The sequence below is a fragment of the Klebsiella ornithinolytica NBRC 105727 = ATCC 31898 genome, from assembly GCF_001598295.1.
In the GTDB taxonomy this organism is placed as follows: domain Bacteria; phylum Pseudomonadota; class Gammaproteobacteria; order Enterobacterales; family Enterobacteriaceae; genus Klebsiella; species Klebsiella ornithinolytica.
This window is the reverse complement of record NZ_BCYR01000010.1, coordinates 176,601-188,854: the sequence shown is the minus strand read 5'-3', so window position 1 is coordinate 188,854 and position 12,254 is coordinate 176,601. Positions and strand designations below refer to the sequence as shown.

Genomic DNA, 12,254 nt, shown 5'->3' with positions numbered 1-12,254 from the left:
GGAAGGGGAGAGAGGACAAAAAAAATGGCGCACAATGTGCGCCATTTTTATTACACAGGTACTATTACTTACGGTATTTAGTAGCCTGGTTGTCCAGACGCTGGTTAGCGCGTGCTGCGTCGTCTTTAGCAGCCTGGACGTCAGAACGCATTGCGTTCACGTCGTTGCTCAGCTGGTCAACTTTAGCGTTCAGAGTCTGAACGTCAGAAGACAGCTGATCGATTTTAGCATTGCTGGAGCAACCAGCCAGCAGAGTAGAACCCAGGATTACCGCGCCCAGTACCAGTTTAGTACGATTCATTATTAATACCCTCTAGATTGAGTTAATCTCCATGTAGCGTTACAAGTATTACACAAACTTTTTTGGGATGAGAATATTTTTTTACGGTAATACGCTTATTTTTGATCGTTCGCTCAAAGAAACATCGAATTTGGCAGATTAGTTTAAAAATCTTTGTGAAAACAGCACGCTTCCATCGGATTCATCTTAGATAATCTCTTATTAAATAGTAAATTCCGATTTGCATTTTTATTAAGAGTAGCTAGTGATTGAATAAAAAAAAAGCGCCTCGAAGAGGCGCCTTTAAAAAACGAATTAACCTGTAAATTATTACAGCACGTGTACGGAGGCTGTATTGGTGGTTCCGCTCGGGACCAGCGCACCAGAGACCATAACAACCACGTCGCCTTTACGCGCCAGGCCGCTCTGCAGCGCCAGTTCTTTACCCAGGATGTAGAAATCATCGGTAGAGGAGAGCTGGTCAACCAGCTGCGGCACCACGCCTTTGGTCAGCACCAGCTGACGAGCCGTGGTTTCGTTGGTGGTCAGCGCCAGAATGGTGGCGTCCGGGAAGTATTTACGCACGGCGCGCGCAGATTTACCGCCCTGGGTCGCGACAACAATCAGCGGAGCTTCCAGTTTTTCTGCCGTTTCTACCGCACCACGGCACACGGCTTCGGTGATGCGCAGTTTACGGTTGTCGTTGTTGAATTCCAGACGGCTGGTCATCACGCGGTCGGTACGTTCGCAGATGGTAGCCATGATGGTGACCGCTTCCAGCGGGTATTTCCCTTTGGCGGATTCGCCAGACAGCATAACCGCATCGGTACCGTCGAGGATGGCGTTCGCAACGTCACCGGCTTCTGCGCGGGTCGGACGCGGGTTTTTGATCATGGAATCCAGCATCTGGGTGGCGGTGATAACCACTTTACGCGCGCGGATACATTTTTCGATGATCATTTTCTGGGCGAAGATAACTTCTTCAACCGGGATTTCAACGCCCATGTCGCCACGAGCAACCATGATGCCGTCAGACGCTTCGAGGATCTCGTCGAAGTTGTTCAGGCCTTCCTGGTTTTCAATTTTGGAGATGATCTGGATGTTTTCGCCGCCGTGCGCTTTCAGATGCTCGCGGATTTCGACGACGTCAGAACGCTTACGGATAAAGGAAGCAGCAACAAAATCAACGCCTTGCTCGCAACCGAAGATCAGGTCCTGCTTATCTTTCTCCGCCAGCGCCGGCAGGGCAATAGAAACACCCGGCAGGTTAACGCCTTTGTTTTCGCCCAGGTCGCCGTTGTTCAGCACTTTACAGATGACGTTCTTACCTTCAATGGCAGTCACTTCCATGCCGATCAGACCATCGTCGACCAGAACGGTGTTGCCGACGGACAGGTCGGTAGTGAAACCTTCATAGGTCACGGCGACGATTTCGTTGTTGCCGACGACGGATTTATCGGTAGTGAAGGTGAAAGTCTGACCGGCTTTCAGGGAGACGTCATTGCCGCCTTCCAGCTTGATGGTGCGAATTTCCGGGCCTTTGGTGTCCAGCAGGATAGCCGCGGTCTTACCGGTTTTGCTCAGCACGTTACGCAGGTTCTTGATGCGTTGACCGTGTTCAGCATAGTCACCGTGAGAGAAGTTCAGACGCATGACGTTCATGCCCGCGTCCAGCATTTTGGACAGCATCTCTTCGGATTCGGTTTTCGGACCGATGGTGCAAACAATTTTGGTCTTTTTCATGAAAGTTTTAGTCTTTAAGTTGTGAAGGATATGGAAATCTCGCTCCGTGGGCGCACGGCCGTGGAGTCAAACCTGTATTGCGAAAGTTGCTATGCCACGCTCTAAGAATAGGTGACAACAAAAGAGCGTGCAGAAGAAAGTGTGCTGGCGGTTCAGCCCATGAAAAGAGGCAGTATTTTATGCGTTTAGTTGTGCAGTCCAATGTGCTGAAACCATTCAAGAAAGAATCGGTGGGCATTATACGACGCTGGAACAAAAAAAGAAAATGAAAACGACGTTTCATTCTTTCCCATAAAAATGTAACAAAACTCAAACTAATCTAAATCTTCTCCGCAACACATTTTTTCACCAGCCGACAAAAATCAACGCCGCTATTTCGCGGATTTGCTCGCGGTTAGCCGCTGGAAACAGCGCACTGGCGCAAAAAAAGTGCGCTGGTTTGATTTATCACGAAAACATATCAATAATAATTTGATTGATAATGATAATTTGTGAGTCGACAAGAATGGGAAATAAAGCCAAAGACGACGAGTTGTACCAGGAAATGTGCCGGGTGGTAGGGAAAGTGGTGCTTGAAATGCGCGATCTCGGCCAGGAACCAAAACATATCGTGATCGCCGGGGTGGTACGGACCTCGCTGGCTAACCCGAAAATCGCCCGTTCTGAACTGACCAAAGAAGCGATGGCGAAGGTGATCCACGCCTTATCCGGACACGATTAACCTTCCCGGCGCGCGGATCGCGCAGGCTCAGGAAATCACGAAACGCACGACCGCTTTCACCGCGATATCGCAGTGGTGGGCGACCATCTCTTCATCGTCGATAGCCGGCAAAGGGTCGTCGAGGAAGAGACTGTTGAAGGTGTAAAAGTTCGACACCTGATAAAAGCTAAAGCTGCTGATCAGGCGATGGACATCCCGCGCCTGCAGACCCTCCTGAAAAATTCCCTGCTGCTGCCCGCGCTGCAGAATATCCTCCAGAATCGACAGGGCGGTTCGATTCAGCGGCTTAAGCTGCCCTGACGACTGTAACCACTTCCCGCGCTGCATATTCTCCATACAAATCACCCGCATAAAGTTCGCATGGGTGGCGTGATAACGCACGCTCCAGCGCACCAGCTGAACCAGCGCTTCGACCGGCGGAAGCTGTTCCAGCCCGAGCTGCTGTTCAGTCTCGCGAATGCGCGCGTAGACATGCTGCAGTACCTCCTGGTACAGCTGCTCCTTCGTCTTAAAGTAGTAAACCACCATGCGTTTAGTTGTCTGCGCCTCGGTGGCAATTTGTTCCATGCGCGCCCCGGACAGCCCGTGTTCGGCAAAGACGACGATCGCGGCGGTGAAAATCCGCTCCTTCAGGGACTGTGCTTCATCATGAGCCACGACAGACATAACCACTCCTTTTTTCTGAGAGACAAAAAATACACATAATGATCACAAATTAGCAACCGTGTATGGCGCAAATGAACCAAATGATACATATTCAGGACTCACGTCTGTTGATGACACGAGGACCTATGCTGCGCTCTATTGCTACCGTTTCGATTTCCGGCACCTTGCCCGAAAAGCTCCATGCTATTGCGGCTGCGGGTTATCAAGGCGTCGAAATCTTTGAAAACGATCTGCTTTATTATACCGGCACGCCGGCGGATATTCGCAATCTGGCGGCTGATTTAGGGCTAAAAATCACGCTTTTTCAACCCTTTCGCGATTTTGAAGGTGCCAGCCGCAGCCAGTTTGCGGCGAATATGGCGCGGGCGAAGCGCAAATTCGCCCTGATGCATGAGCTGGGCTGCGACACACTGCTCCTGTGCAGCAATGTGCAGCCGGACTGTTCCGCAGATGTTGCGCTGCAGGTGGCGGATCTCGCCGCGCTGGCGGCGCTGGCGGAGCAGGAAAAGATCGTCATCGGCTATGAAGCACTGGCCTGGGGAACGCACGTCAACCGCTGGTATCAGGCCTGGGAACGGGTGAAAAGCGTGAACAGCCCGGCATTGGGGATCGTTCTGGACAGCTTTCATATTCTGGCCCGCGGCGACAACCTGCAGCGGTTGCCTGAAGTCCCGGTGGACAAAATCACCTTCCTGCAGTTGGCGGATGCGCCGCTGATGAAGATGGATGTCCTCGAATGGAGTCGCCATTTCCGCTGTTTCCCGGGGCAGGGTGAGCTGCCGCTGGTGGACTTTGCCTGTGATCTGACCCGCTGCGGCTACCGCGGCCCGTGGTCGCTGGAAATTTTCAATGATGGCTTCCGCGCGTCGCCGAACGGCGCAACGGCGAAAGATGGCTACCGCTCGCTGCAATGGCTGGAAGAGCAGACCCGCCGGCGGCTGGAGGACAGCGATGCGTCGCTGTTTCACGCTGCGACAGTGCCGGACTATCTCGGCCTGGAATTTATCGAATTTGCCGCCAGCCCAGCGGAAGCGCAGGCTCTCGGCCAGCGCCTGTCGCAGCTGGGGTTCTGTCAGGAAGGCAGCCACCGTTCGAAACAGGTGGCGCTGTGGCGTAACGGCGGGGCAAGAGCGATTGTCAACTCCCAGCCGCACAGCTGGGCCGACCATTTTCACCAGCGCCACGGGGTCTCGCTGTGTGCAATGGCGCTGCGCGTCAGCCGCAGCGCGGCGATTGTTGAGCGCGCCCGCGCCTATGGTTACGCCACCTGGCAAGGGGATGCCGGGCCAAATGAAAGCCCGATTCCGGCGATTTGCGCCCCCGACGGCAGCCTGATCTATTTAATCGAAGCCGGTGACGATATCTACGCCCGCGATTTTCATCTGCATGACGCGCCGGCGCTGCGCGATGACTACCGCGGCATCGATCATCTGGCGCTGGGAATGGAGGCGGAAAGTCGCGATAACTGGATTATCTTTTTCCGCACCGTCTTTGGTTTCACCCTCGAACATGAACAGACGCTGCCGGATCCGTATGGTCTGGTGCGCAGCCTGGCGGTTCACAGCCCGCAGGGCAATATTCGCCTGGCCTTGAATATCTCCCAGAGCCGCGCCACCCAGATTGCCCGGTCGGTGGCCTGCTATCAGGGGGCGGGCTTGCAGCACGCGGCGTTTGCCTGCCATCACCTGCCGGAGACCCTCGACGCCCTGCCGCAGGTCTCCCGTCAGGCGCTGCCGATTCCGGCTAATTACTATGATGACCTGTTGGCGCGCTATGGCGAGGCGGTGGATGTCGCGACGCTGCAACGTCTGCACATTCTCTATGACCGCGATCCGCGCGGCGGGGAGTTCCTCCACCTTTATACCCGCCCGTTCTCGGCAGGGCGCTTTTTCTTCGAATTGACCGAAAGACGCGATGGCTATGCCCTGTACGGTGCGGCAAATGCCGCCGTTCGCCTGTCGGCAATGCAATACAGCTAGTGATGTATCAAATGGTTCGTTGAGCACAACATCGTCAATACAATAACAACATTCATCTGCACCCTATGACAGGAAAACGACTATGAACGCGTACAGCCAGAATCACACGGCAGCGGCGCAAGCCGCGACCGCCGTGCCGCGCTCCCGGCGGCGAATGGGGATCCTCACGCTGCTGGCTATCGGCACGATGATTAACTACCTCGATCGGACGGTGTTGGGCATCGCGGCCCCCAGTTTAACTTCCGAACTGGGGATTGATGCGGCGGTCATGGGGATCGTGTTTTCCGCCTTCGCCTGGACCTACGCGCTGGCGCAAATTCCCGGCGGCCTGTTCCTCGACCGTTTCGGCAATAAAGTGACTTACTTCCTGTCGCTGACGCTGTGGTCGCTGTTTACGTTGTTTCACGGCATGGCGATAGGGCTGAAAACCCTGTTGCTGTGCCGCTTTGGGCTGGGGGTCAGCGAGGCGCCCTGTTTCCCGGTGAACAGTCGGGTGGTCAGCGCCTGGTTCCCGCAGCAGGAGAGGGCCAAGGCAACGGCGGTCTATACCGTCGGGGAGTACCTCGGGCTGGCCTGCTTCTCACCGCTGCTGTTCTGGATCATGGGCAGTTTCGGCTGGCGAGCGCTGTTTATCAGCGTCGGCGCGGTCGGGGTGCTGTTTGCGCTGGTGTGGTGGCGCTGCTACCGCGAACCGCATGAAGACAAACGCCTCAGCCAGCAGGAGCGAGATCATATTGTCAACGGCGGCGGTCTGGTGACGGCGAGCGACCAGCAGACGGCTTTCAGCTGGCCGCTGGTGCGTCAACTGCTGGGGAAACGGCAGATTCTCGGCGCCAGCATCGGTCAGTTTGCCGGGAATACGGTACTGGTGTTTTTCCTCACCTGGTTCCCGACCTATCTGGCCACCGCGCGCCATATGCCGTGGTTGAAGGTGGGGATCTTTGCCATTCTGCCGTTCCTTGCCGCCGCCGGCGGCGTGATGTTCGGCGGCTGGATCTCCGACAAACTGCTGAAGGCCACCGGCTCGGCCAACCTCGCGCGTAAGCTGCCGATCGTTGCCGGTCTGCTGATGGCCAGCAGCATTATTTCCGCCAACTGGCTGAGCAGCGATCTGGCGGTGATTCTGGTGATGTCATTCGCCTTCTTTGGTCAGGGAATGGTCGGTCTGGGCTGGACGTTGATCTCCGATATCGCGCCGAAAGGGCTGGGCGGCCTGACCGGCGGCCTGTTTAACTTCTGCGCTAATTTCGCGGGGATCCTCACGCCGCTGGTGATTGGCTTTATCGTCGCGGCCTTCGGCGACTTCTTCTATGCGCTGATCTATATCGGCGGCGCGGCGCTGCTCGGCGTCGTGGCGTATCTGTTTATTCTGGGCGATGTCAAACGCATCGAGCTATCGCAGTAAAGGAGCAGGGGATGATAATTAGTGGTAATACGCAGCTGATCGCGCATCTGGGTTATCCGACCGGTGGTTTTAAGGCGCCGATGATCTACAACCCGTGGTTCGACCGACAGCAGGTGGATGTCAAAGTGGTGCCCACGGGCGTGAAGCCGGAGGCGCTGGCGACGGTGGTTCCGGCGCTGTTTACGCTGACCAATATTATCGGTGCGCTGGTCACGATGCCGCACAAGATTGCCACCTGCGGGCTGGTGCATCGCCTCAGCCCCACGGCGACCATTGCCGGCGCCTGCAACGCCATTCGCCGCGAGGCCGACGGCACTCTGAGCGGCGATATGTTCGATGGCGATGGTTTCGTGCTCGGTATCCGGCGTAAAGGCTTTCAGCCAGAGGGGGCACGGGCGCTGGTGGTCGGCTGCGGCGGCGTGGGGTCGGCGATCGCGGCTTCGCTGGCAGCGGCGGGGGTACGCGCCCTGACGCTCTACGATAGCCACGCCGATGCTGCGCATGCGCTGGCGCTTCGTCTGCTGCAACACTATCCGCTGCTGGATATCAGCCTGATGCAGCGTGACCCGCAGGGGCACGATCTGGTGGTGAACGCCACGCCGCTGGGCATGAAGGCGGGGGACCCGCTGCCGCTCGATCCTCAGCGGTTGACGCCCGGTACCTGGGTAGGGGAAGTGGTGATGACCCAGGCCTTTACGCCGCTGCTGCAGGCCGCCCAGGCGCGCGACTGTCCGGTTCAGCGCGGTACCGACATGTTGTTTGAAATGATCCCGGCCTATCTGCGTTTCTTCAACCTGCCGGTAGCGACCCCGGAACAGCTGCGCGAACTGGCGGAAATTCGCTACTGAATCGCTGGCGGCCCGGTTAATATATCGCTCTGTTTCCGGGCATTTAGCGAGCCATCATGATGACCAACGCAGTCGTTCTGCTGGCGGCGGGGAGCCTGAAAGGGGCTTTTATCCCGCTGCTGGCAGGTTTCCATCAGCAAAGCGGTATTCGGGTCGAGGCCCATTTTGGTCCTGCAGGTTTACTGCGCGAGCGTATTGAAGGCGGGGCGGCGTGTTCGGTATTCGCCTCTGCCAATCGTCAGCATCCCCAGGCGCTGCGCCAGGCCGGGCGGGCGGGAGAATGTTATTCGTTCGCCCGCAACCAGCTGATGCTGACCGCCCGTCGCGCCGCCTGCGATGACCGCGCCGACTGGCTGGCGCTCCTCACTAACCCGCAGCTGCGTCTGGCGACATCGACGCCGGGCTGCGACCCGTCCGGCGACTATACCTGGCAGCTGTTTGAGCGCATTGAAGCCCGCTTCCCTGGCTGCGGCAGCGCCATGATGGCCCGCGCGCAGCAGCTGGTCGGGGGACGGCAGTCGCTCAGCGTCCCGCCGGGCGAGACGGCGGGAGCCTGGCTTATCCGCGAAGGGTTAACCGACCTGTTTATTGGCTATGCCCATTACGCCAGCCAGATGACGATGGCCGACGATCTGCGGACGGTAACGATTCCGGCGCCGTGGAATATCCAGGCTGATTATCAGCTGACGACGCTCGACGAGAGCGCCGGGGCGCAGCGTCTGTGCCGCTTTATCCTCGGCGCAGAAGGGCAGCAGTATCTGCAGGCCGCGGGTTTTTTACCGGCTAACGCCGAATCGTAAACTGCGGCGCCAGCAGCGGTGAGTCTGAGCCGGGGTAATCAATTTTACGCACCGCCAGGCCGTAGGCGCGCTGCAGATGCGGCTCGCTAAGCACTTCCCCGGAGCGTCCCGCCAGCCACTCGCCGTCCGGCAGTAGCAGCAGCGTATGGCTGGCGACCTGCAGGGCATGGGTGGGGTCGTGGGTGGTGAAGATCACGGTGCGCGACTGGCGATGGGCCAGGTCGCTGATGAGCTGCAGCACCACCTGCTGGTTGGACAGGTCCAGCGCCGAGCAGGGCTCATCCAGAAGGATATTCTGGCTGGCACCCACCAGCGCGCGGGCAATCAGCACCAGCTGCTGCTGGCCGCCGGAGAGCGAACGAAACGCGCGGCCCGCGAGGTCGGCGATGCTCAGCTGGCGTAACGCCTCCTCAACCCGGAGTTCATCGTCAACGGCCGGTTGGGCAAACAGACTGACTTGCCGGGCGCGGCCCATCAACACCACCTCCCGCACTTGCCAGTTGAACGCCGGGCGGAACGATTGCGGCACAATCGCTATCCCGCCTTCACTGTGGAAACTCCCGCCAAGCGGCGGCAGCACGCCGGTGAGGGTGTCGAGCAGGGTGCTTTTCCCGCGCCCGTTGGCACCGAGCACCGCCCAGATTTCACCGGGCAGGCACTGCAGGCTGAGCGGCCGGAAGAGCGGCTGACGGTGGCCGTAGCGCAGTTCCGCCAGCCGAAGCGACATGTTCATCAGACCATCCCCCGACGACGTGAGTGGATCAGTAGCCAGGTAAACAGCGGGGCGCCGAGCAACGCGGTAATGATCCCGACGGGTATCTCTGCCTGGGTCAGCGAGCGGGCCAGATCGTCGACCACGATCATTAATCCGCCGCCGAGCCAGAAGGCGGTGGGCAGCAGACGGCGGTGGTCGGCGCCGACCAGCAGCCGTGCCAGATGCGGGATCACCAGTCCCACCCAGGCGATGCTGCCGCTGACCGCCACCTGTGCGGCCACCAGCACCGCGCAGCATAGCAGCACGCCGCGGCGCAGCCCGGTGACCGAGACGCCGAGACCGCGCGCGTCTCTCTCCTCCAGCGCCAGCAGGTTGATTCGCCAGCGCAGCGCGATCAGGAGCGTGGTGCTGACGAGAATCGGCAGCGCCATGATCGCCACTTTGTGCCAGCTGGCGGTGGCGAAGCTGCCCAGCAGCCAGAAGACGATATTCGGCAGCGTCTCTTCGGTATCGGCCAGATATTGCATCAGGCTGACGAGAGCGGCGAAAAAGCCGCTGAGAATAATCCCGGAAAGAATCAGCACCAGCGTGTTTTCCCGCCCTTGCAGCGCGGCAATCAGGTATACCAGCATTAAGGCCAGCAGGCCGAAACCGAAGGTGGAGGTCATCATCAGTACGGTGTCCAGCCCCAGCAGGATGGCCAGCGTGCCGCCAAACGCGGAACCGGAGGTGACGCCAATGATATGGGGGTCTACCAGCGGGTTCTGGAACACGCCCTGCAGCGTGGCGCCGCACAGTCCGAGCGCGCCGCCGGCCAGCAGCGCCATGATGACGCGCGGCAGGCGCACCGACCAGACAATTTGCCCGGCCACGCCGTCTGCGGGCGACAGATGTCCCAGCTGGCTGAATACGTCGCTGAGGCTCAGGTGATACTGGCCGGCGCACAGCGAGGCGACAGCAATCAGCAAGGTTGCCAGCGCCAGCCCGCCTTGCAACAGCGCCGGGTGACGATTACTGAGCATCCGGCGTCCACTTCACGCGATAAAACCGCTGGTAGTACTCCTGCGCTTTGCTATCAACATCCACGCCGTTATAGCGGGAAGGATAAAGCTTTTTGGCCATCCACAGCTCGCCGAGGGCCAGCGCTTCCGGCATCGGGTAACCCCAGGCTTTGGCATACTCTGGCATCAGCCAGACGCGGTGATTTTTTACCGCGTCAATCCCTTGCCACTGCGGGTCGGATTCGATCTGTTTGACCACCTGCGGATAGCGGTCCTGGACAAAGATCACCTGCGGATTCCACTGTAAAACCTGCTCCAGTGAAACCTGACGCGCGCCCTTGACCGTGGCCGCCGCGACGTTCAGCGCGCCGGCATGTTTCATCATCAGGCCGGTGTATTTGCCGGAGCCGTAGGTATTGAGGTCTGGATTGGCCATATAGACGCGCACCCGCTGATTGTCGGGGATATCGGCGACCGGCGCGTTGGCCTCTTTGCGCGCGGCGAAGGCGGTGCGAATGAGCGTTTCCGCCTGATCTTTGCGATCGACCACCGCACCAATCAGGCGAATACCCTGCTTTAACCCTTCGTTATAGGCCTGCTCTTCATCGGCCATCGACGGGTTCATTTTGTTTTTTTCACCCGCGGCATCCTGGCGTAACGAAATAGCCACCACCGGGATCCCGGCGTTCTGAATCTGTTGAATCATCGCCTGCGGCGCATAGTTGGCGACAAACACCACCTGCGGATGCAGCGCCAGCAGGCTCTCGATATTGACCTGGGTTAAATCTCCCGGCGTTGGCAGTTGTTCAATCCCCGGCATAAAGCGGGCGAAAGCAGGGCCAAGCTGCTTTTTCCAGCTGCTCATCACGCCAACAATCTCGTCATTGGCATTAAGCTGCACCAGCAGGTTTAGGGTTTGATGCTGGAGAACGACGGCGCGGGTAATGTGGTCAGGAAGCGTCACCTCGCGGCCAAGCTGGTCGGTGACGGTACGGTCGGCAAAAGCATGACCGGCAAACAGGCAGGCGCTGACCAGCGTCAGCCCCGGTAACAAACGGGGTCGTTTTGACATGAGTGGACTCGGTTAGGTGAGAAGAATCGTCGTATATTAAAATATATAGCGTTAGCGGAAGCAATTCTTACCGGCCGGTCTACCCATTCAGGACAAGTTTACTCGTAAAAAACCGCTTCTTCGGTCATTCGCGACTCGATCTGCGCGGCGACTTTTTGCAACGGTGCCAGATATTTCTGCGCCGCTTGCTCAAGACTCATCGCCTTCGCCATATAAACCAGGTTCAGGCAGCCGATAACCCGCTGCTGGCAGCGGATCGGTACGGCGATGGAGGCGATTTTCTCCTCCTGCTGCCAGCCGCGAAAGTTTTCGCCGTAGCCCTGACGTCGTGTGCGCTCAAGTATTGCCGCCAGCTTTTCCGGCTCTCGCGCCAGCTGATACTCCTCTTCCGGGCGCGCCGCGAGGATCTCGATCATCGCCTGGCGCTCATGATCTGGGGCGAAGGCCAGCCAGGTGAGCCCCGAGGCGGTCAGCAGCAGCGGGAGCCGACGGCCGACCATCGCGCGATGAAACGACAGGCGGCTGAAGCGGTGCGTGGTTTCACGGACCACCATGGCGTCAACATCCAGGGTGGAGATATCCGTCGGCCACAGCACTTCGCGCAACAGCTCCCCCAGTAGCGGGGTGGCGAGGGCAGAAATCCAATGTTCGTCACGAAATCCTTCACTCAGCTGACGGATTTTGAGGGTTAAACGAAAGCTGTCATCGGATTGACTGCGGCGAACGTAACCCTCCTCCTGCAAGGTCTCCAGCAGTCGTCTGACGGTGGTGCGATGCAGGCCGCTAAACTCAGCCAGCGTGCCGACCGTGGCCCCGCCATCGAATTTATTTAACAAATTAAGTAACAATAATCCCCGACTCAATCCGCGGACCGTTTTGTAATCTGCCTGCCTGCTTTCGCGCATATTTCCTCAATTAATATCCAGATAAACAATGATGTGCACCTGGTGCACATCCGGTGATGTTTTGATTGTAGCGCATCCGGCCGACCCTATACTGACCTCACTATAAAAATGTATTTACA

General features: G+C 58.2%; 13 protein-coding genes. 5 read left to right on the top strand and 8 right to left on the bottom strand.

Annotation, left to right across the window (positions count from 1 at the left end; genetic code table 11):
• Positions 1–64: 64 nt before the first annotated feature.
• The 3 genes from lpp to ynhH all read right to left on the bottom strand — a co-directional run bounded on the left by lpp (position 65) and on the right by ynhH (position 2,261).
• Positions 65–301: a murein lipoprotein Lpp gene (gene lpp / locus ROR01S_RS19380; protein WP_001082307.1), complete on the bottom strand. Its 237-nt coding sequence runs from the start codon at positions 299–301 to the stop codon at positions 65–67.
• A 309-nt stretch (positions 302–610) separates the two neighbouring features.
• Positions 611–2,023: a pyruvate kinase PykF gene (gene pykF / locus ROR01S_RS19375; RefSeq protein WP_015584114.1), complete on the bottom strand. Its 1,413-nt coding sequence runs from the start codon at positions 2,021–2,023 to the stop codon at positions 611–613.
• A gap of 7 nt (positions 2,024–2,030) precedes the next feature.
• Complete coding sequence (ynhH, locus tag ROR01S_RS27770) at positions 2,031–2,261, bottom strand: protein YnhH (protein WP_418325376.1); 231 nt, start codon at positions 2,259–2,261, stop codon at positions 2,031–2,033.
• A 267-nt stretch (positions 2,262–2,528) separates the two neighbouring features.
• Here ynhH and fumD point away from each other — a divergent pair, with 267 nt between their 5' ends.
• A complete protein-coding gene (fumD, locus tag ROR01S_RS19370) occupies positions 2,529–2,744 on the top strand; it encodes a fumarate hydratase FumD (RefSeq protein WP_015584115.1) in 216 nt (71 codons plus the stop codon).
• Positions 2,745–2,771: 27 nt separating this feature from the next.
• On the opposite strand, the gene ROR01S_RS19365 is transcribed toward fumD, so the two are convergent.
• Entirely contained in the window at positions 2,772–3,410 is a 639-nt protein-coding gene (locus tag ROR01S_RS19365) for a TetR/AcrR family transcriptional regulator (RefSeq protein ID WP_004863188.1), read from the bottom strand.
• Between the two features lie 125 nt (positions 3,411–3,535).
• On the opposite strand from ROR01S_RS19365, the gene ROR01S_RS19360 reads away from it, so the two are divergent.
• From ROR01S_RS19360 to ROR01S_RS19345, 4 genes are all read left to right on the top strand, one after another.
• Entirely contained in the window at positions 3,536–5,389 is a 1,854-nt protein-coding gene (locus ROR01S_RS19360) for a bifunctional sugar phosphate isomerase/epimerase/4-hydroxyphenylpyruvate dioxygenase family protein (protein WP_064359805.1), read from the top strand.
• Positions 5,390–5,471: 82 nt separating this feature from the next.
• Positions 5,472–6,794, top strand: a complete 1,323-nt coding sequence (locus tag ROR01S_RS19355) for an MFS transporter (RefSeq protein WP_015584118.1) — start codon at positions 5,472–5,474, stop codon at positions 6,792–6,794.
• An 11-nt stretch (positions 6,795–6,805) separates the two neighbouring features.
• A complete protein-coding gene (locus ROR01S_RS19350) occupies positions 6,806–7,642 on the top strand; it encodes a shikimate dehydrogenase family protein (RefSeq protein ID WP_004863178.1) in 837 nt (278 codons plus the stop codon).
• A 59-nt stretch (positions 7,643–7,701) separates the two neighbouring features.
• Positions 7,702–8,442 (top strand): substrate-binding domain-containing protein, encoded by a 741-nt coding sequence (locus tag ROR01S_RS19345; protein WP_015584119.1) that lies wholly within the window; start codon positions 7,702–7,704, stop codon positions 8,440–8,442.
• Here the strand turns inward: ROR01S_RS19345 and ROR01S_RS19340 are convergent.
• The 4 genes from ROR01S_RS19340 to ROR01S_RS19325 all read right to left on the bottom strand — a co-directional run bounded on the left by ROR01S_RS19340 (position 8,426) and on the right by ROR01S_RS19325 (position 12,135).
• Complete coding sequence (locus tag ROR01S_RS19340) at positions 8,426–9,175, bottom strand: ABC transporter ATP-binding protein (RefSeq protein WP_064359804.1); 750 nt, start codon at positions 9,173–9,175, stop codon at positions 8,426–8,428. The genes ROR01S_RS19345 and ROR01S_RS19340 overlap by 17 nt on opposite strands.
• Positions 9,175–10,179: a FecCD family ABC transporter permease gene (locus ROR01S_RS19335; RefSeq protein WP_064359803.1), complete on the bottom strand. Its 1,005-nt coding sequence runs from the start codon at positions 10,177–10,179 to the stop codon at positions 9,175–9,177. Before ROR01S_RS19335 ends, ROR01S_RS19340 begins: the two co-directional genes overlap by 1 nt.
• Entirely contained in the window at positions 10,169–11,230 is a 1,062-nt protein-coding gene (locus ROR01S_RS19330; protein WP_064359802.1) for an ABC transporter substrate-binding protein, read from the bottom strand. Before ROR01S_RS19330 ends, ROR01S_RS19335 begins: the two co-directional genes overlap by 11 nt.
• A 98-nt stretch (positions 11,231–11,328) precedes the next feature.
• Entirely contained in the window at positions 11,329–12,135 is an 807-nt protein-coding gene (locus ROR01S_RS19325) for a DNA-binding transcriptional regulator (protein ID WP_064359801.1), read from the bottom strand.
• Positions 12,136–12,254: the final 119 nt, after the last annotated feature.